A 25,742-nucleotide genomic window follows, 5' to 3' on the forward strand; every position below is an offset into this window, starting at 1 on the left:
CGCCCGGCGGAAGCGCACGCAACCGTGGCGCGTGCGCTCGATGCCGAACTCCCGCGCCTCGGTGTCCCGTTGCGCGCACCTGACTCGCGCTACTTCAACGACACCGGCACATGCGGGGCCAGCAACTGGATCTCGGCCAGCTCGGTGCGCCCCGGCGCCTCCAGGCGCAGGCGGTACGCGTCGAAACTGCCCGGCTTGGCGATGCGGAAAGGCCGGGTCTGCAGCGTCCACGGGAAGGCCTCGTCGCTGCGCGTGTCGATCGCCTGCCAGTTGCCGTTGCCGCGCCGCGCTTCCAGCGTCCACTTGGCGTGCTCGATGGCGCGACCGCCGCTGGTGAGCGTGTAGAAGCTCGGCTGCGCGGGCTGGGTCAACGCGATGTCGATCTGCGCCTGCGCGCCGGGCAGGGCCATCAACGTGCTGCCGTCGTCGTCGACCAGCGCCGGCGCGTCCTTGCCCGCCACGGTCACGTGCGCGTCGCGGCCGATCACGTCGGCCAGCGTGGTCGGCGCCTGGCCGGCCGGTGTCAGCGAGGGCGGCGCATCCTGCGGCGCACTGCCCCACTTGGATGGCGTCGGGCCCATCACGAAGTCCAGCGTCGCGCCCTGCGCCAGCAGCGCATGCGGGATCCAGGTCCGGGTCCACGGCTTGCCGTTGACCTTGAGCGACTGCACGTAGACGTTCTCGGGTGAGTTGTTCGCCGCGCGCACGATCAGCTCCCGCCCGCCGGGCAGCGCCAGCGTGGACTGTTTGAACAGCGGCGAGCCGATCACATAGTCCGGCGAGCCCATGCGCAGCGGATACAGGCCCATCGAGGCCAGCACGTACCACGCCGACATCTCGCCGTTGTCCTCATCGCCCGGATAGCCCTGGCCGATCTCGCTGCCCAGGTACAGCCGCGACAGCACTTCGCGGGTGAGCGCCTGCGTTTTCCACGGCTGGCCGGCATAGAGGTACATCCAGGCGATGTGGTGCGCGGTCTGGTTGCTGTGCGCGTACATGCCCATGCGCACATCGCGCGCTTCGGTCATCTCGTGGATCACGCCGCGGTAGGAGCCGCTGAACTTCGGGTCGGCCGTTTCCGGCGTGGCGAAGTACTGATCGAGCTTGCGCGCCAGCGCCTCGCGTCCGCCATACAGCGCGGCCAGGCCGTTGCCGTCGTGCGCGGCGGTGAAGGCGAAGGTCCAGCCGGAGGACTCGGTGTAGTCGTTGCCCCACACGCGCGGATCGTAGTCCTTCGCGTCCACGCGCCAGTCACCGTCGGGCTTGCGGCCCTGGAAGAAGCCCACGCCGCGATCGAACAGGTTGGCGTACTCGGCCGCGCGGTAGCGGAAGTACTCGGCCTCCTCGTCGTAGCGCTGCTTGTCCTTGGCCGAAGTCGCGGTCCTGGACAGGCCCTGGGCCATGGTGGCGATGCCGAAGTCGTTGAGCGTGCCTTCCAGCGTCCAGGACATGCCCTCGTGCGTCTCGGTGTCGGCGTAGCCGCGGAACAGCGAGTGCGCCATGCCCTTGCGGCCGACATGCCGGTCCGGCGAGACCACCGTGGCGTTCTTCAGCGCCGCCTCGTAGGCCAGCGTGGCGTCGAAGCCCGCGATGCCCTTGGCGTATGCATCGGCGAAGGCCACGTCCGAGCTGGTGCCCACCATCAGGTCGGCATAGCCCGGCGAGGACCAGCGCGCCACCCAGCCGCCGGCGCGGTACTGCTCCAGGAAGCCGTCGATCAGCGCGCCGGCATGCGGCGCATCCAGCAGACCATAGGCCGGCCACGCCGTGCGGAAGGTGTCCCACAGCCCGTTGTTGACGTAGACCTTGCCGTCGCGGATCGGCGCGAAGCTGCGCACCGCGCTGCCTTCGGTGGCCTTGTCCGACCAGCTGTTCTGGCTGGCGTAGCGCCACTGCGGCTGCGCCTGGCTGCCGACGTTCTCGAAGGCGGAGTTGGGATACAGGTGCAGGCGATACAGGTTGGAATACAGCGTGGTGCGCTGATCCTCGCTGGCCCCGTCCACCTGCAGCTTGCCCAGCAGCGCGTCCCACTGCTGCTGCGCGCGCGCGGCCACGCTGGCCACGGTGTCGTCCTCGCGCACTTCCAGCGCCAGGTTGTGCCGGGCCTGGTCGAGCGAGATCAGCGAGGTGGCGATGCGCATGCTCACCTTGCGCGTGCCCTTGGCGAACTTGATGTAGCCGGTGGGCCGGCCGGTCTCGATGCGGCCACTGCGCTGCCACGGCGCATCGAAACTCGCATACACGAACATGCGCGTGGCGCCGGTGGACAGGCCGCTGCGCACATCGGTATAGCCCGACAGCGTCTGGGTCTTGGCGTCCAGCGTCAGCCCGGCGCGCGCATCGACATTGTCGAACAGCAGGTTGGCATCGCTGCCTTCGGGGAAGTCGAACTCGAACACCGCCGCATGATCGGTCGGCGCCAGCGCGGCGACGATGCCGTTGTCGAAGCGCACCCGGTACTGCTGCGGGCGCGCCAGCTCGTTGTCGTGGGAGAAGGCCAGCGCCCGCTTGGCGCGGTCGGCCTCCGGCACGCCGCGCTCCAGCGACGGCATGACCTGGAAGGTCTGGCGGTCGCCCATCCACGGGCTGGGCTCGTGGCTCAGCGCCAGCGCCTGCAGGCGCGGCCGGTTGGCGGCATCGTTCTTCTCGTTCCAGTGGTAGAGCCAGGACAGCGAGCCGGCATCGGTCACCGGCGTCCAGAAATTGAAGCCGTGCGGCACCGCCGTGGCCGGGAAGTTGTTGCCGCGCGAGAAGGTGCTGTTGGCCTGCGTGCCGCGCGTGGTCAGCACCCAGTCGGTGGGCGCGCTGCGCTTGGGTTGCGTCACCTCGCCCAGCGCGACATCGTCGATCCAGCCGCGCGCGGTCTTGCCGGCGCCGGGCTGCAGCTCCAGCTCGATCGCGACCACGCGCTTGCCGCGCAGCGCCGGCACATCGCCCAGCCGCACCGCCTTGCGCGCCCACTGTTGCGGATACAGCGACTTCGACTCGCCCTGCGCCTTGGCCCCCAGCGCGAAGCCATGCTGATCGCGCGCCGGCGTGGCGGACACGCGCGTGCCATCGTCCAGCACCGCATCCAGCGAGACATAGGTGGAGGCCACCGTGTCGCCGTCGACGATCTCCGGCAGCACCAGCCACGACAGCGTGGTATCCGCCCCGATGACCGTATCGACCTTGAACAGGGCCGTGCGCCCGCCGCTGCCGCTATAGCCCAGCGCCCTGACACCGCTGTAACCCGCATTGGCCTTGGCCGTGTACGGCGCCTGCGGCCCGCTGCCGATCCGCAGCTGCGTCCCGCTGTCTGCCGTCGCGACCGGAGCGGGCTGGCCCTCCTCGAACGATGTGGAGAACCCCGTCTGCGCCGACGCGCCGACCGGAAGCCACAGCGCCGCCGCGACGGCCAGTGTCAGCAGACCGTGGCATCGAGCGTAAGCAGGCGCGCGACGAAGCGCGGACGACGAAGGCGAGGCAGATGGGCGCATGGTAATTTAGATCGATTGAAATCGATCCGATCCTGCGTCAAACGCGCCCCACCTGCAATCCGCACTGCAGCGAAACCCCGCCTTCGCCCCCTCCCTTTCGCCGCAGGCGAAGGGGAGCTCGAAATCGCGGTTAGCGATTGAGGGGGAGGGGTCGCTTTTGCTGTTGCCGTTGCTCCTGCTTTGCGTGGACAGCGGCCGAGCGCAACAACAACAGCAACGGCAATAGCAAGAGCGACCCCCTCCCAGCCTCACCCTTGCGCTGCGCGCAAAGGGGAGGGGCCCTTCGGTGGCATCAGAGCGAACTGGACCAGCCCCGGCTTCCGCCCCCTCCCTTTCGCCGCAGGCGAAGGGGAGCTCGAAATCGCGGCTAGCGATTGAGGGGGAGGGGCTGGCTTTTGCTTTTGCTCCCGCTCTTCGTCGGCAGCGGCCGAGCGCGACAGCAACAGCAACAGCAACAGCAACAGCAACAGCAACAGCAACAGCAACAGCAACAGCAACAGCACCCCCTCCCAACCTCCCCCTTGCGCTACGCGCAAAGGGGAGGGGCACTTCGGTGGCGTCAGCGCGAGCTGGATCAGCGCCGGCTTCCGCCCCCTCCCTTTCGCCGCAGGCGAAGGGGAGGGTTGGGGAGGGGTTGGCTTTTGATGTTGCTGTTGCTCCCGCTCTTCGTCGGCAGCGGCCGAGCGCAACAACAGCAGCAACAGCAACAGCACCCCCTCCCAGCCTCCCCCTTGCGCTGCGCGCAAAGGGGAGGGGCGTGACTTCGGATGCATCAGGACGAGCTTCCAGGCTTCTCCTCTCCACTCACCTGGCTCCGCACCGCGCTCACGCTTACTTCTGCCCCCCTTACCTCACCCACTCACACTTACTCCCCCCACTCACTCCACGCACTCCCACCAGCTCAATCTTCATCATCCTCACTATCCGCATGCTTCCAGTACCCGGTGGACTTGATCCACGTCTTGGGCACGTTGCGGTGGCCTTCGAGGAACTTGCGCATCACCCGCGCGCGGCGCGATTCGCAGGCGATCCACCAGAACGTATCGCCGGCGGGCGACACATCGTCCAGCGCCTGCTCCAGCCGTTCGCTGCGCTGGGCGGGTACGCCGTTGCGCGGCAGCCAGTGCACGGTGGCCCCGGCCTGGGTGGGCAGATCCTGGCGGTCGGCGTCTTCGGGGATCTCGATCAGCACCGTGGCCTTGCGGCCGGCCGGCATCTCGCTCAACCAGCGGCCGATGGCCGGCAACGCCGTCTCATCGCCCACCAGCACGTAGTGATCGAAGTCCTCGGCCACCAGGAACGAGCCGCGCGGCCCGCCCATGGCCAGCGCATCGCCCACCTTGGCCTGCGCGGCCCAGGTGCTGGCCGGGCCGTCGCCGTGCAGCACGAAGTCGATCGCCAGCGTGCCGGCCTGCGCGTCGTACAGGCGCGGGGTGTAGTCGCGCATCGGCGAGGGCGTCTTGCCGGGCGGGAACTCCGGGCCGTTGGGGCCGGGCGTGGGCGTGACGAACTCGCCGTCCGCGTTGGGGAAGAACAGCTTGACGTGGTCCTCCGGCGAGGCGCTCACGAAGCCTTCGAGCTCACGCCCGCCGACCACGATGCGGCGCATGTGCGGGGTGAGGTCGATCGCCTCGGTCACTTCGAGGCGACGGAACACGACCGGGTGTTGAATCCTGCGGCTTTCATGCAAGGACATGGTGAATCACTCCAGAGAGAGGTAAGCCCGGCGCGGTCAGTGCAACGGCACCAGGCGATAGCCCAGCTCGGCGGCGAGCGAGCGCAACCAGGCGCTCGTGGCCGCCGCATCGAGGGGCGCGGAAGGCGCGGGCTGGCACAGGCGCCACAAGGTGCGGCCGTGCGGGCTGGCGATGGCAATCGCCAGCTGCCGGTCCTCCAGGACCCGCAGCAGGCGATACACGGTGCCCAGGCTCACGCGGCGGCCCTGGCCGCGCAGCTGCTGGTGCAGGGACATGGCGTCGCAGGCCACCGGCTGTTGGGCCAGCAGCGCCAGCAGCGCCCGGCGCGGCGCGGTCAGGCGCAGGCCCGCGGACTGCAGCGCCGCGTGATAGGCGTCAGTCGCCACGCGGCACCTGCGCGATCTGCGCGGCGGCCTGTTGCAGGATCCGCGCGATCGCCTCGCCCGATTCCGGCGTCCAGTGACCGTGGTGGGCGAGCAGGGCGCGCTTGATCCCGCTCATGCCGTTGCGCACGGGCGCGGGCAGGCCGGCCTTCACCAGCGAGCGCGCGCTGCGCTCGGTGCGCAGGCGCGCGTGGTCCAGCGCCTCGGCATGGGTCTGGGCGAAGGCGCGGCCGGCGTCGGTCAGCGCATGCAGGCGGCGCGCCCCGTCCTCGCTGCTCACCACCAGACCGTCGTCCTGCAGCTGGGCCAGCGCGGGGTAGACCGCGCCGGCCGAGGGCGCGTACTGCCCCAGGAACATCTCGCCGATCAGCTGGATCAGCTCGTAGCCGTGGCGCGGTTGGGCCTCCAGCAGGCCGAGCAGCAGCAGACGCAGGTCGCCGTGGGCCAGCCGGCGCGGGCTGCGCGGCCCATCGCCGCGCTCGCCACGGCGGCCGTGACGCTCGCCGCGCTCATGGCGCTCGCGGCGTGCCTCGTCGGCCCCCGCGGCAGGGGCGTTCGCATCGGACAGGTCTGCGACGGCGTCGCGACCGCGCCGACCGCGACCCTCGCGCGGCGCGTGGCGGTCCAGCCCGTCCTCGTCGGGGGCGCGGCCGCGATGGCGTGAACGTGGATGCATGGCAATCCCTCATGGTCGAGCGCCGCGCCGAATGTCCGGACGCAGCGCGGGTGCTTGAGCCACCGGCGGGCGAGGCGACAGGCAATGCCGCTCCCGCGGCCGACAAAAGATATATCGAATTTAGGTAAAAAGATATATCGAATTGTGGCGCCGTCGCCACATCTGACACTTCCTCGTCATACGAAATCCTCACAACTGCAAGCTTCCCGACCCCGTCAGGACGAAATCTCGTCAGAAACGCCATCCTTAAGCGTCTACCTCCAAGGTCGAACCGACGCGCCCTTGCGCCCTGGCTTACAATCGCCGGCTCAGACAGACACCGATGCCGCAAACACGTCGCGGCGCAGAGGCGAGGAGATGGCAATGAATTGGTTGAACGAGATGCTGCAGAGCGATCCGGATCCGGCCGAGACCCAGGAGTGGATCCAGTCGCTCAAGGCGGTCATCGACGCCGAAGGCCCGCTGCGCGCCCACCAGCTGCTGGAGGATCTGGTCGAGCTGACCCGCCGCTCCGGCGCCTACCTGCCGTTCTCGCCCACCACCGAGTACGTCAACACCATCGCCCCCAACCTGGAGGCCAAGAGCCCCGGCGACAGCGCGCTGGAGTGGAAGATCCGCTCGATCATCCGCTGGAACGCCATGGCCATGGTCGTGCGCGCCAACCGCAAGCCGGGCGACCTGGGCGGCCACATCGCCTCCTTCGCCTCGGCCGCCACGCTCTATGACGTGGGCTTCAACCACTTCTGGCGCGCCCCGTCGGAGAACCACCCCGGCGACCTGCTCTACATCCAGGGCCACAGCGCCCCGGGCATCTACGCCCGCGCCTTCCTGGAAGGCCGCATCACCGAGACCCAGCTGGACAACTTCCGCATGGAGTGCGAAGGCAAGGGCATCTCGTCCTATCCGCACCCCTGGCTGATGCCCGACTTCTGGCAGACCCCGACCGTGTCGATGGGTCTGGGCCCGCTGAGCGCCATCTACCAGGCGCAGTTCATGAAGTACCTCGAGCACCGCGGCCTGATCGAGAAGTCCGACCGCAAGGTGTGGTGCTTCATCGGCGACGGCGAGAGCGACGAGCCGGAGACCCTGGGCGCCATCGCCCTGGCCGGCCGCGAGGGCCTGGACAACCTGATCTTCGTGGTCAACTGCAACCTGCAGCGCCTGGACGGCCCGGTGCGCGGCAACGGCAAGATCATCCAGGAGCTGGAAGGCGTGTTCCGCGGCGGCGGCTGGAACGTGATCAAGCTGCTGTGGGGCTCGTACTGGGATCCGCTCCTGGCGCGCGACACCGACGGCGTGCTGCGCAAGCTGATGATGGAAACCGTCGACGGCGAGTACCAGAACTGCAAGGCCTTCGGCGGCGCCTACACGCGCGCCAATTTCTTCGGCAAGTACCCGGAGACCGCCGCCATGGTCGCCAACCTGTCCGATGACGACATCTGGCGCCTCAACCGCGGCGGCCACGACCCGCACAAGGTCTACGCGGCCTACCACGCGGCCGTGAACACCAAGGGCATGCCCACCGTGATCCTGGCCAAGACGGTCAAGGGCTACGGCATGGGCAGCGCGGGCGAGTCGCTCAACCCGACCCACCAGACCAAGAAGCTCGACGACGACGCGGTGCGCACCTTCCGCGACCGCTTCAACATCCCGCTGAGCGACAAGCAGCTGGCCGAAGCCGAGCAGGTGCCCTTCTACAACCCGGGCCCGGACTCGCCGGAAGTGCGCTACATGAAGGAGCGCCGCGCCGCGCTGGGCGGCTACCTGCCCGCACGCCGCCGCAAGGCCGACAAGTCCTTCACCGTGCCGCCCCTTTCGACCTACGAGCGCCTGCTCAAGGACAGTGGCGAGCGCAAGTACTCCACCACCATGGCCTTCGTGCAGACGCTCAACATCGCCCTGCGCGACAAGGAGCTGGGCCCGCGCATCGTGCCGATCGTGGCCGACGAGGCGCGCACCTTCGGCATGGAGGGCATGTTCCGCCAGATCGGCATCTATGCCCCGTTCGGCCAGAAGTACAAGCCGGTCGACGCCGACCAGCTGATGTACTACCGCGAGGACCAGTCCGGCCAGGTGCTGCAGCAGGGCATCAGCGAGCCGGGCGCCATCTCGTCCTGGCTGGCCGCCGGCACCAGCTACTCGGTATCCAACGTGCCGATGCTGCCGTTCTACATCTACTACTCGATGTTCGGCTTCCAGCGCGTGGGCGACATCGCCTGGCAGGCCGCCGACATGCGCACCCGCGGCTTCCTGCTGGGCGGCACCGCCGGGCGCACCACGCTCAACGGCGAAGGACTGCAGCACGAGGACGGCTTCAGCCTGGTCATCGCCGGCTCCATCCCCAACGTGCGCAGCTATGACGCCACCTTCGGCTACGAAGTCACCGTCATCCTCCAGCACGGCATGAAGTCGATGATGGAAGAGCAGAAGGACGAGTACTACTACCTGACCCTGATGAACGAAAACTACACCCATCCGGAAATGCCGGCGGGTGCGGAGGAAGGCATCATCAAGGGCATGTACCTGCTCACCGACGCCGGCAAGCCCAAGAAGGGCGAGCTGCGCGTGCAGCTGCTGGGCAGTGGCACCATCCTGCGCGAGGCCATCGCCGCGGCCGAGCTGCTGGACAAGGATTTCGGCGTGACCGCCGACATCTGGTCCTGCCCCAGCTTCAACGAGCTGCGCCGTGACGGCTTCGCCGCGGAGCGCTGGAACCGCCTGCATCCAGAAGGCGAACAGCGCAAGCCCTACGTCACCCAGTGCCTGGAAGGCCGCCAGGGCCCGGTCATCGCCGCCACCGACTACGTGCGCGCCTACAGCGACCAGATCCGCGCCTTCCTGCCCACTACCAATTACACCGTGCTGGGCACCGACGGCTTCGGACGCAGCGACACCCGCGCCAACCTGCGCCGCTTCTTCGAGGTGGACCGCTACTACATCGCCCACGCCGCCATCGCGGCGCTGGCCAAGGACGGCAAGATGACCGGCAAGGACGTGGCCCGCGCGATCAAGCAGTACAAGATCGATGTGGACAAGGTGAATCCGGACGGCGCGTGATGCCGCGTTGAGGCGAAGCAAAAGGAAGCGGCCTTCGGGCCGCTTTCTATTTGGAGCCGGCGTGCAAAGCCTGCCAGCTGCGGAACTGCGAGGGCCTGATCCGGTAGCGCGCGATGTTGCCTTCGTGCAGCTGGTTCAGTTCGTTGATGGTCAGTGCGAGGACATCGTCGATGTCTTCCGCGTCGACCAGCGCCTCCACGCGTGCCCGGATGCGGCCGACATCGGTGCGGCGAACACCGCCATCGATGAGCTCGGCAATCAGGGTGCGCACCACCTCGCGGTGCTTCAGCCGCAGTGGGTCCGGGGCCGGCAATGCATCGCGCAGCACCGTGTAGCGCTGGCAGGAGCGCTCGTAAGCCCAGACGAAGACATCGCGCAGCAGTGCCACCTCATTGAGCTCGTACACGCCGAGCGTCCCATCCAAGTACAGCGACTCTGGGACATCGACGAAGGACAGCGGGGCCAGATTGCCGCGGATCAAGGGGATGTTGGCCCCAAGCCGGGAGGTGCGCTTGTTCACGTCATCGAAGGGTTGCAGATACGGAAGCTGCACCATCACAAAGAACGCCTGCTCGAATGGATCGGCGATGGCAGCGGCCTTGGCGAGGAGCGTGTCGAAGTGCGCTTCGATCAACTGCGGCACCGACAGCGGCACATAGACCGATCCGGAGATGGCGACCTCGGTCTGCCGGAGCCGTCCGCCGGCCACGGCATCGGGCAGCAGGTTCTCGGACAGCAGCGCGTGCAGGTTCTGCAGGGTGTACCGGTTAAAGCCGATCTCCTGTGCCTGCTCGACCAGCATCTCGATCGCCGCCTTGTGGTTGAGGATCATCTGCGCTTCCAGCTGATCCTTGCCGGTGGCCGCCAGGCCGAACTGAATCAGGTTCTGCGTATCCAGCCGACTGTAGGTATTGCCTTCCAGTCGGCTGGAGGACCAGGACAGGTCGATCAGCAATCGGTCGAAGATCTGCCTGGCATAGGTGCCGGCAGGCCGGTCTTCAACCGGCGAGCGTCCCATCTGGTGCAGATGCGCGCGGATCTGGGGCGTCAGGTAGGCCGTCCGATTGGGCTGGTACTGCGACAGGAAAGCGGGTTGGTACCCCACCGGCGTGCGTTGTGGCAGGGGGCGGTGTACTAGGGTGCGTACGCTTGCCGCTTCGGAAGTCAGCGGGATTCCGAAATCGTCGGCCAGGGTGCGTTGGAGCGTGGGCGCGGCGTCCGCAGCGACGCGGTAGCGGCGCGCTCGCCCGCCGCCGCTTGCATGCAGTCGTCCTTGCGCGACCAGGGTCGCCGCGAGGCGCTGGAGGTTGCGACGTGGCGTGGCGGGGAAGGCTGCTTCCAGCGCCTCCATGCCCAGTCCCTCTGGGCTGCCGGCGATCAGCGCGATCAGCTTGTCTGGGTCCAGCGAAGGTTTTCGCGCCATAAGAATGTCTTAGTGGACCGAATTCCGGCGCATTCTTACCCAAATTCCGGCGCGAAATCAAAAATTGCGGCGCAATTCGCGAAGATGTGGCGCGATTAGCGCAAAACAGGGGTCAGAGTGCACTTTCCGCTTCTGACGCCTTGGCCTTCGGCGGCCTTCCCATCCGCGCCGCAGGTCCTGCACGCCGTCCGAGCTGGTGTTCGATGGCCGTGCGGAAGCGAACGTCCCCCAGCGCGTGCTGGCGCTGCAGGTTGAGGCGGATCGTTGCGGTCTCGTCCGGGTCAATGGCGTCCATCACGAAGCGGCGGTAGGTTGCCGCGCGCACTTCGGCGGTGGCGATCGCGGTGTAGCGCGCGTGCGGCTGGATGAGCGCGTCGGCTTTGTCCTGTCCATTGCGAGCGTGACTGGACCACGGGTAGTCTGCGGGATCGGCGACCATGCCGGCACGGACGGGGTTGAGTTCGATGTAGCGGTAGCAGCGCAGCAGGTAAGTCTCATCCTGCACAGGGCAGGACTTGTAGCGTCCTTCCCACAGCGTGCCGGTGCGCCGGTAGCGGTCATTGATGTAGCGCACATAGCGTCGGCCCAGGGACTGCATCAGTGTGGAGGTAGCACCGGCGCGCGGGCTGGTCAGCAACAGATGCACGTGGTTGGTCATCAACACATACGCGTGTATCGCAATGCCCAGCTTCAGCGACAGCTCGCGCAGCTCCTGCAGGTAACGCGTGCGGTCGATGTCGGCGAAGAAGCAGGGCTGCCGATCGTTGCCACGCTGCACAAGGTGCTGCGGCACGCCGGGCAGATCCAGGCGGGGCGGTCGAGGCATGGGCGATCCTTCGCATCCGAAGTGCCGCTAGCGTTTCACCCGTGCGTGGTCAGTGGCATCGGGCGATGGTGGGGCTCGATGTAGGAAAAGTGCACTCTGACCCCGGTTTCACCGGTTTCAGGCGTAGGCCATCAGCGCCAGCAGGTCCATCAGCCCGTGAGTGATGATCGCGGGCCAGAGCCGGCCGGTGCGCGCGAACCACCAGCCGAGTATCAGCCCCACGATGACCAGCGAAATCGCGCCGATGGGGCCTTGATACAGATGGTACGAGGCGCGGATCGCCACGCTGACGTTCACTGCGAATGCCGGGCTGTGGCGTCGCTGCAGCACCCGGATCACGTAGGCGCAGACGAACACCTCTTCGAAGATCGGATTGACCAGCGAGATCGCCAACACCGCGGTCAGCGTCAGCTTTCCGGCCACCATCGCTTCCAGGGAAGGATTCACCCCCTCGGCCATGCCCGCGCCCAGCCACCTCAGCGGATAGCAGGCCACGATGCACGCCATCAGCAGACCGATCGCCGGGTAGATGTCGCGCCCCTGCCACTGCAGACCCAGCGCCTGCGGCGTCCATCCGCGGAACCACAGCACGGGGATCAGCAGCGCCAGCACTACCAGTTCGTAGAACACCATGCCCCACAGATTCGCCGCGGAGAACGACCGCTCGACGGCAGGCGCCAGCAAGGCCGAGAAGCTCGAGTAGATGGGCAGTCCCAGTGCGATCGCGATCACGACCACGAGTTCGCCCCAGCCTGCAGATGGCTTGTCGCTTCCTTGCATCGATCCCCTTTCTCATCCGGCTGTCCGCCGCGCAGGTCGCTGACGCGCCTGGCGCGCTAGTACAGCACGTCCCGCCTGCGTTTTGGCAGCGCCAGGTGGTAAGCGGCAGCACCAAAGCCGCCTTCGGCCGGACGGGGCAGGGTGCCTGCGCCAGTCAAGGCGCCAGGATGACGTGCTACGCAGGGATCAAGGCGTCGCGGCCAGCGCCCGACGCTGCTGGCGATACAGCGCCAGCAGTTGCAGCGGAACGCCGATGACCAGCGCCAGCAGCAGCGCACCGAGCACGCCGAGCAGCAAGGGCGCCTTGGGGTCCTGCGCCAGCGGGTGGCTGACGGGGAGGCGCCGCAGGGTTTCCGAGACGGTGGGCACCATGAGCAGGAACACGCTCAGGCTGAGTGCGATGGTCTGCACGTAGGTCCACAACCGCGCGGCGGGCCGGGCGAGGGCGATGCCGTAGCCCACCAGCAAGGTCGCCAGGGTCACGGTTGCGGCGAGCTTGCTGACCGGCTGGTGCGCGATGGGATACACCGTCAGCACGCCCAGCAGCATGAACCAGAAGTAGGCCCGGCCCGCCTTGCTGGCCGGCGTGATGCGGCCGTGCTTGGCGAGCATGTAAGCGGCCAGGGGGATGGCGGGCAGGCTGCCGAGCGTGTGCAGCCAGCCAATCGGGGAGATGCCCATCGAGGCGGTTCCTTGTGGGTGAGAAAGAGTGAATCGCGTGGTCGGGGCTAGGACGCCTCAAGCGCCCGCGTATTCCATCTGCCCGTGGAGACGCTTCTCAGGGCAGTCCGGGGAAGGGCACCCCGCGTTCAACCCAGAGGTGCGCGGCCGAAGACGTGCTCATGGGCCTTCCCGCACGACGCGGGCGCTCTTGGCAGCGCGGTGCTGCCGCGGCCAGCTCAGGGCCGCGGCGATTGCCAGCGAAGCGGCGATGAGCAGCGATGCGAAGGCGAACCCATGGGCGACCACGTTTGCGCCCGCACCGTCAGGCACCATCGAGAAGAACACGCCGCCCACCAGGGCGACCGACAGCGCCGCGCTGATCTGCAGCACCGCGCTGACCACGCCAGCCGCCAGCCCCGCCCACTGCGCCTCCACCTGGTCCACGTTGAGCCGCACCAGCGCCGGGTGCGCGATCCCTTGCCCAATGCCGATCAGCGCCAGGGGAAGGGGCAGCCACGCAGGCGCGGCGCACGCCGCCAGCACGGCGGCGACCGTCAGCCCTGCCGCTTCCAGACTCATTGCGAAGGCGGCCGTGCGCGCATGCAGCCGCCGCGCAACGCGTGGACCACTCAGCGCGCCCAGCAGCAGCCCCAGCCCCACCGGCAGAATCGCAATGCCCGCAGCCAACGGCCCGTGGTGCAGCCCCGCCTGCTGATACACCGCAAAAATCAGGAAGAACGCCGCAAGCGCATAGAAGAACAGCGTCGCCAGCAGCGTGCGGCGAAGCGCCCGCGACGAGAGCGCCGCCGGCGAGACCAGCGGTGAGGCGCCAGAGCGCTCCCGGCCCTTCTGGTGCTGCCAGAAGGCCATCAGCAGCAGCGGCGCCAGCGCCAGCACGCCCAGGCTCCACACCGGCCAGCCGCGCTCGCGTCCCTCGATCAGCGGCACCACCAGCGCCAGCAGCCCCAACGCCAGCAGCGCCGCGCCGGCCATGTCCAGGCGATCGGGGTTCACCGCCTTGCGCTCGGGCAGCAGCACGAGCGCCGCGGGCATCGCGACCGCGATGACCGGCAGATTGACCAGGAAGACGCTCCGCCAGCCAAGGCCCCACGGGCTGGCCGCGACCAGCAACCCGCCCAGCAGCTGGCCGGCGGCCGAGGCCAGCCCAAACGTCGCCCCGTACCAGCTGAGCGCGCGGTTCTTCTCGCTCGCCTGGAACAGCGCATGGATGAAGGCCAGCGACTGCGGCGCCATCACCGCGGCCGAGATGCCTTGCAGCAGCCTGCCCGCGACCAGCACCTCGGCCGAGGGCGCAAAGCCGCACAGGGCAGAGGCCACGCCAAAGCCGACCATGCCCGCCAGGAACGTGCGCTTGCGCCCCCAGATGTCGCCCAGCCGCCCGCCCAGCACCAGCGTGACCGCATAGGCCGTGGCGTACACCGACACCACCAGCTGCGACACGCCCGGCGCGGCCTGCAGGTCCTCGCGAATGGCCGGCAGCGCCACATTGACGATGAAGAAATCCAGCGGCGGCAGCAGCGTCCCGGTCAGCAGCACGACCAGGGCGATCCAGCGACGCGCCTCGGGGCGCGCCACGTTTGCGTCGGTGATGGATGAGTTCATGGGAAAGACCTTGTCTTGCGCGCCAGGGAGAAGGCCCGCCTCAGCGCATGCCGCCGGAGGCGATGAGGCATTCGCCGGTCACCCAGCCCGCCTCGTCGGAGGCCAGGAACGCGACGATCGACGCCACGTCATTGACCTGGCCGATGCGACCAAGCGGCGTCTGCGCCTGATTCCACGCATGGAACTCGGAACCCATGACCCCCGCGGCATGGGTGCCATCGGTCTCGATCAGCCCCGGGTTGACCGCATTGACGCGGATCCCGCGCGGGCCCAGCTCGCGCGACAGCACGCCGGTGATCGCATCGAGCGCGCCCTTGGTGCCGCTGTAGATCGCGCTTTCGGCCGGCAGCACGCGCGTGACGAACGAGCTGATGTTGACGATGCTCGCGCCCTCGCCGAGGAACGGCACCGCGGCACCGGTGACCAGCAGCGGCCCGAGCACGTTGATGTCGAACTGCTGGCGATACAGCGCTTCGGTGCTGTCCTCGATCCTGGCGAACCGATAGACGCCCGAGTTGTTCACCAGCACATCCAGCCGACCGAAGTGGTCGAGCGTCGCCTTGACCAGTGCCTCGACCTCGGCCTGCTGGCGCACATCGGCCTGCACCGCCACCGCGCGCCCACCCGCGGCCTCGATGTCGGCGACGACCTGCTGCGCGCCATGCCGGTCGGTGGCGTAGTTGACGACGACGTGCGCGCCGTCAGCGGCCAGCCGGCGCGCGATGCCCGCGCCGATGCCTTTCGAAGCGCCCGTCACCAGGGCAACCTTGCCGTTCAATCTGCGCATGTTCTCTGACTCCAATGGGATCGCCGGGATCGGCGCGGGCGGCCCACGCAGGCCACGCGTCCCTGCCGGGGGGGCGCAGGCGCACCAGGCGCCGCACCGCGTCCACCGACCTGGCGCACAGTGGGCGCCGATGCAGGGGTGGGCATCGTGCGACGAACAACATTGTTTGTGCACTGCCATTCCTGCATATTCGGCGTACAGATTTGAACGGCTGACGGCGATGGAATGGAGCGATGTCAGGATCCTGCTGGCGGTCGCACGCGCGGGCTCCCTGGGTGAGGCGGCCCGCCGCCTCGGCGTGAGCCACCCCACGGTGGGCCGGCGGATCAAGGCGCTCGAAGACGAGGCCGAGCAGCCGCTCTTCCGCCGCACCCGCGAGGGCCTGGTGCTCACCGATGCGGGCGACCGCGTGCGCGCGCTGGCCGAGGCCATGGAGAACGCCGCGCTCTCCATGGAGCGCCGCCTGGCCGGCAATCATGACCGGCTCGAAGGCCTGCTGCGGATCTCGTCAGCGGACTGGTTCGCCGCCTTCGTGCTGGCGCCGGTCTTCGTGGAGCTCGGGCGGCTGCACCCGGCCGTGGTTCCCGAAGTCATCGCCAGCTACCGCCTGCTGGATCTCACCCGGCGCGAGGCCGACGTGGCCTTCCGCCTGGTCCCCTTCAGCGAGCCCGACCTCGTCCAGCGCCGCCTGATGACCCTGCACTACGGCCTGTACGCCACGGCGCAGACGGCCGCGGCGGCGCAAGCCGACCCCGCCTCCGTGGGCCTGATCCTGATGAACACCGCGCAGAGCCATTTCCCGGACGTGGCCTGGCTGATCGAGCGCTTCCCCGAGGCGCCGCGCGTCTTCACCAGCACCAGCCGCAGCGTGCAGGCGCAGATGTGCCTGCGCGGGCGCGGCCTGGCCGTGCTTCCGCGCCCGCTGGGCGATGCAACGGCGGGGCTGCAGCGCATCGACACGCGCGTCACCCCGCCCACCCGCGACATCTGGGTCGGCTATCACCAGGACCTCAGGCACATGGACCGGCTGCGGGCCATGCTCGAGATCACCGACAAGCTGTTGGGCGGCGAGCCGCCTGGCTAGCGGCCTGTTCCGCGCTGAAGGGGCGGCGTGCGCGGAAGCGCGCTTCAGTCGTGCGCCAACGTCCGGGGCTTATTTGGAAGTCTTGCCCGTCGAGCGTGCGCCTGCGCGCTTGGCGACCTTCTTGGTCGTTTTCCTGGTCGCCTTCTTCGCGGTCTTCTTCGCCGTCTTCTTGACTGTCTCCTTGGCAGTCTTCTTTGCTGTCTTCTTTGCGGCTTTCTTCGCAGTCTTCTTGGTCGCCTTCTTCGACGCCTTCTTGGCGACCGCCATGTTGTCCACCAGGTTGGGGTAGGGCCGGCCGGCCTTCTTCGCCCGGGACTTGGCCTCGGCTTTTTGGCCGCTGGAGAGCGTCTTGCTGGCCGACTTCTTGGCCGGGTTGGCCTTCTTCCACGGGGCTTTCTTCGCTTGCTTGGTCGTCGCCATGTCAGGTCGCCTCCGCCTTGCGCATGCGCTGCTCGATCCGCTCGGCCCAGCGTTTGCCCGCATCGCCGCCCCACAGCAGCCAGGCGATATAGCCGGCGGACGGGTGCGTGCGATCGGCCCAGCCCTGGCCCTGCTTGTCCACGCCGTGGCGCGCGAAGTAGGAGGTCATGCGGCGCACCGTCGCCGGCGACAGCGTGGTCTGCGCCGCCAGGTCGCGCGCCCGCGCGACCCCCACCGCCGTCCCGCCACGGCCATGCGCCTCCCGCAGCTTGAGGCCCCGGCTCGCCGCCTGCGCGGCGCCCTTGGGCGGGGTGAAGTCAATCGCGTCGTACCGGGTCGATCGGGCCACTGCGGAGCCTCCTGCTGGCGAGAATTCGAGTGTGCGTAGGGGACAAAGGAGAGGGTGTGAAAGCAGCGTCCTAGCACAGCGCCTAGCTCCACTGTCTCGAGCTCCGTATGTTTCCCAGTACGTCCTACAGGTGGCCATGTACCACGATGCCCAGCCTCGGCGAGCACTCGAGCCCTTGTGCAAATCGCGCGCGCAACCCTGTCGGTGAAGAAGAGAAGCGGCTAATCAAGGCGGGGCAGCCTGAGATGTATTGATACCGAGAAAATCTGCAGCTTGCTCTAGGAAAAAGGAGCAAGAGCCTCGCTTCGCGAGCATACGCAGGCACTAATCTGCCGTATCAAAAGCGGCATGGCTTGGCAAAAGGAAGGCAAGCTCTAAAGTGGATCATCAATTCGATTCACGTGCTTCTCGAGCGGGCATGGCTGAGCTTGAGGTGGGCCGTCGACTTTGCTTCGCGGCGGAATCATGAGACGCTCGTGCCCAGTTGGAGCAGGAAGTTAGAATGCGGCTTCATATATAGCGCTAGATTAAATTACCCGCAGGGCGGCATCATTCTGCCCAGAAATCAATAGGATCAGGAAGGGAAAATGTCTATACAGGACGTCGGCGAGCATTCAAATGGCACATCATATGGGGCGGACTTTCCAATCGTCTCAGTTGACGCGATCGAACGACATCATGTGCTCGAAACAATATCGGCGATCGCGACAGACGAGGTTCCAGTTGTATTTGTCGAGGGAGTCGAGGGGTGCGGTGCGACGACATTACTGGCTCAATTCTGCGTTCACGAGCCTCAGCATTGCTTCTACTTGTTTGTAAAGCCAGCGAGTAAGTTCTCTTATAGCGTTGAATATCTGAGAAGACTACTTGCGGAACAATACAGCGCGTATGTGGGCCGTGAGCTAGCGAGCGACTCGGCAGTGGACGTTTCAGAGTACAACACGTTACTGCTGGCAGTCAGGAAGAAAAGAGGAATACGTCCTATATATTTCGTCATTGATGGATTGCATCAAGTGCCGCAAAGTGATGAGAGGAGGATAGAAAGTATATTTTATGATGTCCTCCCGCTCGGCACACATGGCTTTAGATTTTTAATAACCGGCGACGCAGAGCGTTTTTCGAGATACATTTCCACCCTACGATACAAGAGTTATCAGGTACAAAAGCTTTCGCCTACGGAATCAAAACTTCTTCTGAAGGGCCTTAATATTCCGGACAATAAGATCGACAGCATCTTGAAAATATGCAAAGGACTTCCCGGCAGGCTTGCATCTGTAAGAAAGTTAATGGCGTCCGGGGTTAGCAGCGATGAACTCCTTAATGCAGATCCGTGTGGATACCCGGATTTCATCGCAATGGAATTTGCCGCGTCGAAATCACTCAGTGAGACGCAACGCCTGATGTTGGCAACGTTAGCCTTCTCAAGATATCCACTGTCTATAAACAAGCTAAAACTGACCTGTCAGGGCTCAGATGACGATATCAGGGTTATATTCGAAGCCTGCGGATTCATAGTTCAGAGGACCGAATTAGGAATATGTGAGTTTGAGTCTGAGACTTATCGGCGTTTCGCAGCATCAAGTCTAGACTACTTAAGGCATAAGTCTATTAGTCTACAAATCGAGCATCTTTCTAGCAATCCCGGTACGCCTGAGGCTATACAATTCTTGCCCGCGTATCTCAGCTCCATAAATCAACAGCAGTCCATCATCGATATGCTGGTTCCCGAGCACTATTCACAGCTGCTCTCAACCACAAAATCAATATCCTCACTTCGAGCGAGAGCGGCTCTTGGAGCTCGCAGCGCATCACAGCTGAAACAAGCTCAGCAAATTTTTCAATTTGCTCTTCAGCGCAGCATATTTTCTGATGTAGCCTTCGCTAGTGGGCATAAGTCGAAGATTGGTGCACTTGTCGCTATCGGGGAGGCCGCGAAGGCCCTGGACATGGCCCTTAGCACATCTGTAAACGAAATACAGATACAGATGTTGGCAGAATATGCCGCAAGAAAAAGGGAAGAGTCGGGCGCTGTAGAGAATCAAATAATAGAAAGTATAAGAGAGCTCGCTGATAAGGTTGACTTTTCAGGAATAAGTGATGATTTGGAAAGTCTTGCTGAGAATGTCGCGTTCTTCGATGCAGACCTAGCAATTGCGATATTGGACAAAGCTAGTCTTGATGAAGGGCAACCTAATCAAAGAAATAATGCTTTGGTAAATTTGTCTTTAGCCGCGGCTGCCGAGAAAGGCGAAGCGAAGTCGGCAATTATTGAGAAGACGCGTAATCAAGTTTCAGACGAGAGGCACAAGTCAATTATATCTTTTATCTCAGGATATTTTGGCGACTTAACGATATCGCAAATCGAGGAAATAGCGGGGCCCATGAAAGTGGGGCGTAAGATATATTTCCTTAGGTGTGTCCTGGCGGGGCCCAGTATTGGAGATAATGCACTTGATATCGTTGACTATGCGCTTAGTCAGGCAATAAATAACTCATCGTACCTACCGCGGATGAGAGATCTGGCTGATTTCGCGACACCTCTCACATATGTGCAAGGCCAGAATACGAAGGTTTCGGAGCTCGTCACCAAGTTTGACGGTCAAATGGGTTTGGTGCAGGAGTCCTCGGGGTCAGTAGCAAGGGTGAGCCTTGGTATGAAGCTTGCGATAGGCTGCTCTCGCTATGACCCGGAGTTAGCTCGTAAAAGAGTACTCGACCTGTATTACGAGTCTCAGGAAGTCGACTCGCTTGAGGCGAGAGCTGAGTGCTTTGCGCTAATTTTAAAAGGGCTTGGGAGCCTAAGCTCGTTTTCGCAGTTGGACGCGCAGGAACGAATTTCAGAAGTCCTGAGAGATGAGTTACAGAGGTCGCTGATTGAGCTACTTAAAAATACCGCTAGTCATTTTGAGGTGGTCAGACGCCCTCTCGCTGCAATCGCGGAATACAGCTCAACTGAGGCCCTAGCATTAATTGAAAAGCTCAATACAACAGAGGCTCGTGACAAGGCATACGAATATGTCGCCTCCGTAGTCCCATCGTTTGCTTATACAGATGAGCGAGGCCAGAGTCTTAACGACTGTATAAGATTGATTTCCGAATCGAGAATTAGAGACAACGCTGTTGTGTCTGCGGTACGCTCTGGCGTGCGGGGAAAAGACCCGTTGAACTGGTCGACAGAGCTAACGCACATTATTCGTTCAGTCAGGAATCCTGTTCAGTGTAGTGATGCAGTCGTTGCGCTTATCCGCTCACAGCTAAAGCACTGCGACAGACTGGACGAGGAGTTGCTATTTAGATTGGAAACTTCTGCGAAGAACGTTGGTTCGGAGCTTGATAGGGCGGAAATCTTTTATCAAGCAGTCTCTGTCATCGGTAAAAGTTTTCCCGATCAAGCAAGGAAGTTCTTTGCTCAGGCCGAAGAGTCTCAGGGAGGGTCGTTACAGCAAACTGGCACGGCAGAGCGAATAAAGTGTACTTGTCTATCTCTAGTTCTCCGCTCCTCGAGAGTTCTAATAAAGTTTGGTCAATTCGATGATAGCTATCTAGCGCGATTTACTCGCCTATGTGCCCAGATCAAGGACCCAGTCACGAGGACCTCATATCTCGCAGATCTCGCTATAAAAGGGGTTTGTGAAGGTGATACTGATCTGGCAAAAAAAATCATAGATGAGCATTGCAATCCGCTGATCGCCGAATATGCGACTTACGAACATTGCCGCAACGTTATGCGGGGTACAGTTTTTACGCCGTTATTCCTTATTAAGGGAAGATCCGCTCTAGTTAATATTGAAGCTCTTGATAGATACGAGCGTGATGATCGACTGAACACAACCCTGGATGTCATCCTAAAGAACTCGTCAGAAAGTGATCACTGGACTGGTGATTTTGAAAATTGCGCAGTGTCACTGTCTGCTGCGGAGGATTGCGTATTACTAATAGACGAAATGCGTTGCGATTTATACATCTCGTCCGCAATCAGAAATTTGGTTGCCGTTCTCTTGAGTAAGGGGTCGCGCTCTAAAATTACTGCCCAGCAACGTGCGGATTTGCGGAGCCGTTTATTAGGTATCGCGAGGAAGAAGTTGCCCGTGCCAGATGGGGTTGCACACGAAGGCTATCTTATTGAGGTTGAGGCGTATCTACAGCGCCTTTCTGATGGAGGCGACTGGCACGACCTTTTGGTGCGTGCGAGTGCAATCGGTAATTTAGCTGATCGCGTTTTAGTGCAGATGGAGATCGCGAATTCAATGCCGGGCAAGCTAGTACATGAGGCGCGAACCGTTCTTTCTCGGGTGAAGGATGAAGTCACAGGAATTCCTTCGCCTTATGACCGGCACGGACGTATTGAAGCATTTATTGAAGCCGCTAAACGGGTCGATCCGCTTCTTACAAAAGCTGCACTTAAGGACGCAATGTCTTTCAGCTTTTATTTGGACGACGAGCAAGCTGCAAATCGATCGCGCAGAAAGCTGCTAGATAGCGCTGAACAGATAGATCCAAAGATGTTAGACGAGTTGATCGCCGAGGTTGACGATGATCCGGCACGCGCCAGCGCGAGGGCTGATTTGGCTAGGCAGGCAAAGATTCAGAAAGCCAGAAGGAGAATATCCTCCGTATCAGGGAATCACGAGTCAGAGGATGTGCAAAGAGATGTTCTTCCAGCTGCTGCTTGGAAAAGTGTGGGTTCTCTGGTTTCTGGACGAAGCGAAGCCATTATACCAGACCGGCTCTGCAATTACGTAGCGGCTTGTGGCGACTGGGATTTAAACGATGCCTTTCCGGTATTGTCTTGGTATATAGAAAATATTTCGCGTCGGCTAATGAGGCAAGAGGATGTATCTCAGAAAGTATCGCCGTTGTGGGAGGTTCTCATGCTTTCGACGGAGCTTTCCGTTAATTTAATGGAACGTACAAGTGTTTCCGGAAGCAGGCTTTTTTCCCGAGAGGCGAATGGGCTGATTGTGAAGCGGGGCGCTGAAGGTCACGGCGACGCGGTTTCTTACTTGCGGGCCTGGCTTGGGTATTCTGAGGATAGTAATATGCAGGTGATCTTTTGCGATCCGTTCTTTTCCCCTGCTGATATAGATTTGATAAGAATTGTTTCCGCGCAATGCCCGATGGCGAGGCTGGTTGTATTAACTAGCCGAAAGGCTCTAATCAGCTTGGAGGAAAATGCTTTCGAAAGGGCTTGGAATCAGGCAATGGATCAAAATCCGCCAGCCGTGGAGGTAATTGGGATAAGCGACCTCGGGGATAATAGGTCCCCGGTACACGACCGCTGGCTACTTCTTCCAGATAAAGGACTTCGCTTAGGCACATCTTTCAGTGGGCTCGGCTCGAGGCTCAGCGAGATATCTGAGCTGGATGACGAGAGAACCGCCGAGCTTCTAAGCTACTTATCTCATTACGTGAGAGGCGATCGAGAGGTGGACGGAAGGCGCGTAGGTTATATAAGGCAAACGTTTTAGTATCGTGGTCCTACGGATAAAGATGGATAAATTGACACTTTCTTCAATGGAGGGATTAAGCTTTTTGGCTTTGGCTCACATATTCATACGACTTTGGCGTATTGGATACTCAGGCAGGAGGAAAGCAAGTCCGCCATAAAGCGGGTAATAGTCGCCAGGGCTCGCAGTGTCCAAGTGCCAACTTTAAAGCCGAGTGGCCATCGGTGGATGACCTGCGGCTGCGGATGAAGGCTTTGCGCTGCAGTCGCTGCTCGAGGGGGAAGGCGCGGACGATGTCTTGGTAGTGGTGGAATTCGTGCTCCATCTCCGCCGCGTGCTGGGCGTAGGGATGGCGGAAGCTCGGCCATTCGCGTCTGACCTGCAGCACAAGCGTGATAAGAAGGCCGCCAATCTCCAAGGCAAGGCCTGTGACGGCGAAAGCCAAGCCGGTCCGCCCCTCCAGGATCGAACCAAGCAGCATGCCGATCCCGGCTCCGAGCAGCGCAACGACAAAGCTCCAGCGTTCAAGCCCTCCTGCGCGATTGGGGTCCGTGTCCCGGGTGTAGCGCGCCATCGCTTCGGCGAGCGAAGGAAAGCTCAAGTCCTTCACCAAAGCGGGCTGATGTTGCTTCGCGCTGACGGGCGTTTGCTGCGTGAGGTCCGGTGAGCCTTCCATGCGTCGTGTGCCTCTTCCTGATAGATGCGAGCGCCTTCTACTCTGTCGAAGGAGTCGCGAGGACACAACTGTGCTCGCCCCAAGGGAACCTGTTGACAGGTAAATCGCGTAGGAGCAATCTCGCGATTAAGGAGCGTCGAAACTCCTCTAAGAGCGGTACCCACCTCCGTCAAACCGGTGGGTTTTTTGTGCCTGCATTCTTTGCAGGTGCAGCCGACGCGATGCCTGCGTCGGGAGGGCGGCTAATACAACACCCGCAAGGGAAATACGCCCGCCGGCTCTTAGCGGTTTCGAACCTCCCGACTTCCCGTCCGCTAACCGCGGGCGGGCACTTCATGGTGACAAGGAGGCGACGATGAACGAGCGCGTGTTCGGCGGGCACGGTGAGATGAGTTATCTGCTGCCCGAGGAGTGCCAGCAGCGGCTGCGGCAGCTGAGGGAGCACTTGGAGTTCCTGGCGCGGCTGGTGCAGCAGCGGACTGCTGACGCGTCCGCGGCGTGCCCGCCCGAGGTGCTCCTGGGCGAATGGAGATACTCGTTGGGTTTGGTCATCGAGCAACTCGCCCAAGTGCTCGACGCGGCGAAAGGGCCGGCACGGTACGCGCCGGCACACGCGTCCCCGGATGAAGTAACGCACGAGTCCGCGCAGCCCTCGCCGTCTGCAAACGCCGGCACACCGCACCCCAAGCCTTACGACTTCAGCGCCTCGCCGCGCATGCTGTTCGGCGTCACGCTCGATCAGGTCGATGCGCTCAACCTGCTGCTCGACACCATCCGGGCCTACGCCGATGCGGTGTCCGCCGAGGACATGGCCGACTTCGCCGAGGGCACGCTGTCCCGGCTGGGGCATTCGATCTTCGACCGCGCCGGCGAGGCGCTGGCGCTGCTGGGCGAGATCCAGGACCAGCCGCTGCCCAATGAGCCGCATGTGCCGCCGTCCTCCGTCGGCGAGAACCGGGCCATGTACCGCGTGTCGGGCGTCGCCTGCGGCGCTGACGCCATGCGGCCACTGTCGGAGCTGCCAAGCCCTCCGTCGGCTGCTGGCCCCTGGTCCACAGGCGTCTTGCTGCACTGAATGCGGCGGCTGGCCGGGGTGGGGGCGCCGGGGCAGCGCCGCAGCGGTCCTGGGGCGCTTGGCCTGACGGGCGCCCTCGGGCGTTTCAGCGCCCGCGCTCGGCGACTGGGTGAGCCGAAAGGGCGCCAAGTCCTGCGTGTCCACGCTGGCGTCTCTCTGACGGGCGGTGCCCCTGCGCGAATCTATTCACGGCGGTCGCTTGGCGGCCAGGCGAATCCGTCATAACGGTTTGAGGTGCAAGGCTTTTCGGCAGTCTTGGCGGTCGTCTATCTATTCAAATATCTATTCAACCAGACGGCTTCAGCCGTCCAGGCACTTGGCCCACAGCGCCGGGTCCACGTCGCCCAGCTGTTCGAGCAGGGGGCGGCCGAACAGATAGCCCTGGAACAGGGCGATGCCCAGGCCGTGCAGGTAGCGGAATTCATCCACGGTCTCCACGCCTTCGGCCAGCGGCTGGCAGCCCAGTTCGTTGGCGATGCTCACGACGCCGCGCGCGATGGCCTGGCGCGCGGGGTCGCGGTCGATGTCGCGGATCAGGGCCATGTCCAGCTTGATCAGGTCGGGCTGGAAGTTGGCCAGCAGCTTCAGGCCGGCGTAGCCGGCGCCGAAGTCGTCCATCGCGGTGAGGAAGCCGCGCTCGCGGTAGTCGCGGAAGATGCGGGTCAGGTGCGCCTCGTCGCGCACCTGCTCGGACTCGGCGGTCTCGAAAATCAGCCGCTCGGTCGGGAAGCCGTGGCGCCGCGCGGCCTGCAGCGTCAGCTGGATGCAGGTGGCCGGCTCGTACACGGCGTTGGGCAGGAAGTTGATCGACAGATAGCCCTGAAGGCCCAGGCGCGCGGCGGTCTCGATCGCCTTGACCCGGCAGGCCTGGTCGAAGCGATACAGCTGCTCGGGCGTGACGCGCGCCAGCACCTCAAGGGCGCCGCCGCCCTCGGCGGTGCGCACCAGCGCCTCGTAGCCGTAGATGGAACGCGTGCGGGCATCGACGATGGGCTGGAAGGCCATCCGGATCTGGAAATCCAGTGGCTGGCCTGTGCCGCAATTGGCGCACGGCGCTGCGTTGCCTTTCGGGTTGGAGGGGCGCGCCGGTTCCATGCGATGTGTGCCTTCGGCAGCGACAAGTGACGAGCAGGATACGCTGGCCGCGTGCGGAAAACGCAGCGTTGCGACTTTCGTTGCGCCGCCGTTGCGCAAGGGCCGCGTGCCCGTTCTGGCGGAGGGCGCGCGATGCGGCGCCGCGCCGGCGCGATGGCGCGCATCGCATCACGCAAGCGCGCCGCGCTTATCCCGCAGACGG

The 25,742-nt window shown here is 63.9% G+C and carries 19 protein-coding genes; 4 read left to right on the forward strand and 15 right to left on the reverse strand.

All coding sequences use genetic code 11. The annotated features are described in order from the left end of the window. Positions 1 to 89: 89 nt before the first annotated feature. The 5 genes from MWN52_RS01895 to MWN52_RS01915 all read right to left on the reverse strand — a co-directional run bounded on the left by MWN52_RS01895 (position 90) and on the right by MWN52_RS01915 (position 6,235). Positions 90 to 3,479 carry a GH92 family glycosyl hydrolase gene (locus tag MWN52_RS01895; protein WP_286576331.1) on the reverse strand — a complete coding sequence of 1,130 codons (3,390 nt, stop codon included), beginning with the start codon at positions 3,477 to 3,479 and terminating at the stop codon, positions 90 to 92. 248 nt (positions 3,480 to 3,727) lie between these two features. Beyond that, positions 3,728 to 4,186 carry a hypothetical protein gene (locus tag MWN52_RS01900; RefSeq protein WP_286576333.1) on the reverse strand — a complete coding sequence of 153 codons (459 nt, stop codon included), beginning with the start codon at positions 4,184 to 4,186 and terminating at the stop codon, positions 3,728 to 3,730. 194 nt (positions 4,187 to 4,380) lie between these two features. Next, positions 4,381 to 5,175 (reverse strand): siderophore-interacting protein, encoded by a 795-nt coding sequence (locus tag MWN52_RS01905; protein WP_286576335.1) that lies wholly within the window; start codon positions 5,173 to 5,175, stop codon positions 4,381 to 4,383. Positions 5,176 to 5,211: 36 nt separating this feature from the next. Beyond that, entirely contained in the window at positions 5,212 to 5,562 is a 351-nt protein-coding gene (locus MWN52_RS01910; protein WP_286576338.1) for a Fur family transcriptional regulator, read from the reverse strand. Continuing rightward, complete coding sequence (locus tag MWN52_RS01915) at positions 5,552 to 6,235, reverse strand: PadR family transcriptional regulator (RefSeq protein WP_286576340.1); 684 nt, start codon at positions 6,233 to 6,235, stop codon at positions 5,552 to 5,554. The genes MWN52_RS01910 and MWN52_RS01915 overlap by 11 nt, the downstream gene beginning before the upstream one ends. 363 nt (positions 6,236 to 6,598) lie before the next feature. Between MWN52_RS01915 and aceE the strand changes: the two genes are divergently transcribed. Further along, positions 6,599 to 9,292 (forward strand): pyruvate dehydrogenase (acetyl-transferring), homodimeric type, encoded by a 2,694-nt coding sequence (gene aceE / locus MWN52_RS01920; RefSeq protein ID WP_130514939.1) that lies wholly within the window; start codon positions 6,599 to 6,601, stop codon positions 9,290 to 9,292. A 46-nt stretch (positions 9,293 to 9,338) separates the two neighbouring features. Here the strand turns inward: aceE and MWN52_RS01925 are convergent, their stop codons facing one another. The 6 genes from MWN52_RS01925 to MWN52_RS01950 form a co-directional block, all read right to left on the reverse strand. Beyond that, a complete protein-coding gene (locus MWN52_RS01925) occupies positions 9,339 to 10,715 on the reverse strand; it encodes a Fic family protein (protein WP_286576341.1) in 1,377 nt (458 codons plus the stop codon). Positions 10,716 to 10,827: 112 nt separating this feature from the next. After that, positions 10,828 to 11,541 carry a transposase gene (locus MWN52_RS01930; protein WP_286576343.1) on the reverse strand — a complete coding sequence of 238 codons (714 nt, stop codon included), beginning with the start codon at positions 11,539 to 11,541 and terminating at the stop codon, positions 10,828 to 10,830. 117 nt (positions 11,542 to 11,658) lie between these two features. Next, positions 11,659 to 12,321: a CPBP family intramembrane glutamic endopeptidase gene (locus MWN52_RS01935; RefSeq protein WP_286576344.1), complete on the reverse strand. Its 663-nt coding sequence runs from the start codon at positions 12,319 to 12,321 to the stop codon at positions 11,659 to 11,661. A gap of 186 nt (positions 12,322 to 12,507) precedes the next feature. After that, positions 12,508 to 13,002: a hypothetical protein gene (locus tag MWN52_RS01940; protein ID WP_286576346.1), complete on the reverse strand. Its 495-nt coding sequence runs from the start codon at positions 13,000 to 13,002 to the stop codon at positions 12,508 to 12,510. 159 nt (positions 13,003 to 13,161) lie between these two features. Further along, positions 13,162 to 14,607: an MFS transporter gene (locus tag MWN52_RS01945; protein ID WP_286576347.1), complete on the reverse strand. Its 1,446-nt coding sequence runs from the start codon at positions 14,605 to 14,607 to the stop codon at positions 13,162 to 13,164. A 40-nt stretch (positions 14,608 to 14,647) separates the two neighbouring features. After that, positions 14,648 to 15,394, reverse strand: a complete 747-nt coding sequence (locus tag MWN52_RS01950) for an SDR family NAD(P)-dependent oxidoreductase (protein WP_286576348.1) — start codon at positions 15,392 to 15,394, stop codon at positions 14,648 to 14,650. Between the two features lie 220 nt (positions 15,395 to 15,614). Between MWN52_RS01950 and MWN52_RS01955 the strand changes: the two genes are divergently transcribed. Next, the gene (locus MWN52_RS01955) at positions 15,615 to 16,478 is read left to right on the forward strand and encodes a LysR family transcriptional regulator (RefSeq protein WP_286576349.1); all 864 of its coding nucleotides are present in this window, start codon (positions 15,615 to 15,617) and stop codon (positions 16,476 to 16,478) included. A gap of 69 nt (positions 16,479 to 16,547) precedes the next feature. Here the strand turns inward: MWN52_RS01955 and MWN52_RS19580 are convergent, their stop codons facing one another. After that, entirely contained in the window at positions 16,548 to 16,898 is a 351-nt protein-coding gene (locus MWN52_RS19580; protein WP_286576350.1) for a hypothetical protein, read from the reverse strand. Between the two features lies 1 nt (position 16,899). Next, the gene (locus MWN52_RS01965) at positions 16,900 to 17,247 is read right to left on the reverse strand and encodes a hypothetical protein (RefSeq protein ID WP_205956107.1); all 348 of its coding nucleotides are present in this window, start codon (positions 17,245 to 17,247) and stop codon (positions 16,900 to 16,902) included. A 587-nt stretch (positions 17,248 to 17,834) separates the two neighbouring features. Here MWN52_RS01965 and MWN52_RS01970 point away from each other — a divergent pair. Next, positions 17,835 to 22,715: a hypothetical protein gene (locus MWN52_RS01970; RefSeq protein ID WP_286576351.1), complete on the forward strand. Its 4,881-nt coding sequence runs from the start codon at positions 17,835 to 17,837 to the stop codon at positions 22,713 to 22,715. Between the two features lie 109 nt (positions 22,716 to 22,824). On the opposite strand, the gene MWN52_RS01975 is transcribed toward MWN52_RS01970, so the two are convergent. Then, a complete protein-coding gene (locus MWN52_RS01975) occupies positions 22,825 to 23,370 on the reverse strand; it encodes a hypothetical protein (RefSeq protein WP_286576352.1) in 546 nt (181 codons plus the stop codon). Positions 23,371 to 23,725: 355 nt separating this feature from the next. Here MWN52_RS01975 and MWN52_RS01980 point away from each other — a divergent pair, with 355 nt between their 5' ends. After that, complete coding sequence (locus MWN52_RS01980) at positions 23,726 to 24,445, forward strand: XAC0095 family protein (protein WP_286576353.1); 720 nt, start codon at positions 23,726 to 23,728, stop codon at positions 24,443 to 24,445. Positions 24,446 to 24,745: 300 nt separating this feature from the next. Here the strand turns inward: MWN52_RS01980 and MWN52_RS01985 are convergent, their stop codons facing one another. Beyond that, positions 24,746 to 25,540, reverse strand: coding sequence for an EAL domain-containing protein (locus tag MWN52_RS01985; protein WP_425608069.1), 795 nt, complete (start codon positions 25,538 to 25,540; stop codon positions 24,746 to 24,748). Positions 25,541 to 25,742: the final 202 nt, after the last annotated feature.

Origin of the sequence: Pseudoxanthomonas winnipegensis, from assembly GCF_030322905.1 — a bacterium.
In the GTDB taxonomy this organism is placed as follows: domain Bacteria; phylum Pseudomonadota; class Gammaproteobacteria; order Xanthomonadales; family Xanthomonadaceae; genus Pseudoxanthomonas_A; species Pseudoxanthomonas_A winnipegensis.

Bases quoted from the DNA above. Each gene is read 5' to 3' on its own strand.
- MWN52_RS01895 (WP_286576331.1), bottom strand. From the start codon at position 3,479: ATGCGCCCATCTGCCTCGCCTTCGTCGTCCGCGCTTCGTCGCGCGCCT.
- MWN52_RS01905 (WP_286576335.1), bottom strand. From the start codon at position 5,175: ATGTCCTTGCATGAAAGCCGCAGGATTCAACACCCGGTCGTGTTCCGT.
- MWN52_RS01915 (WP_286576340.1), bottom strand. From the start codon at position 6,235: ATGCATCCACGTTCACGCCATCGCGGCCGCGCCCCCGACGAGGACGGG.
- aceE (WP_130514939.1), top strand. From the start codon at position 6,599: ATGAATTGGTTGAACGAGATGCTGCAGAGCGATCCGGATCCGGCCGAG.
- MWN52_RS01925 (WP_286576341.1), bottom strand. From the start codon at position 10,715: ATGGCGCGAAAACCTTCGCTGGACCCAGACAAGCTGATCGCGCTGATC.
- MWN52_RS01930 (WP_286576343.1), bottom strand. From the start codon at position 11,541: ATGCCTCGACCGCCCCGCCTGGATCTGCCCGGCGTGCCGCAGCACCTT.
- MWN52_RS01935 (WP_286576344.1), bottom strand. From the start codon at position 12,321: ATGCAAGGAAGCGACAAGCCATCTGCAGGCTGGGGCGAACTCGTGGTC.
- MWN52_RS01940 (WP_286576346.1), bottom strand. From the start codon at position 13,002: ATGGGCATCTCCCCGATTGGCTGGCTGCACACGCTCGGCAGCCTGCCC.
- MWN52_RS01945 (WP_286576347.1), bottom strand. From the start codon at position 14,607: ATGAACTCATCCATCACCGACGCAAACGTGGCGCGCCCCGAGGCGCGT.
- MWN52_RS01950 (WP_286576348.1), bottom strand. From the start codon at position 15,394: ATGCGCAGATTGAACGGCAAGGTTGCCCTGGTGACGGGCGCTTCGAAA.
- MWN52_RS01955 (WP_286576349.1), top strand. From the start codon at position 15,615: ATGGAATGGAGCGATGTCAGGATCCTGCTGGCGGTCGCACGCGCGGGC.
- MWN52_RS19580 (WP_286576350.1), bottom strand. From the start codon at position 16,898: ATGGCGACGACCAAGCAAGCGAAGAAAGCCCCGTGGAAGAAGGCCAAC.
- MWN52_RS01970 (WP_286576351.1), top strand. From the start codon at position 17,835: ATGTCTATACAGGACGTCGGCGAGCATTCAAATGGCACATCATATGGG.
- MWN52_RS01975 (WP_286576352.1), bottom strand. From the start codon at position 23,370: ATGGAAGGCTCACCGGACCTCACGCAGCAAACGCCCGTCAGCGCGAAG.
- MWN52_RS01980 (WP_286576353.1), top strand. From the start codon at position 23,726: ATGAACGAGCGCGTGTTCGGCGGGCACGGTGAGATGAGTTATCTGCTG.
- MWN52_RS01985 (WP_425608069.1), bottom strand. From the start codon at position 25,540: ATGGAACCGGCGCGCCCCTCCAACCCGAAAGGCAACGCAGCGCCGTGC.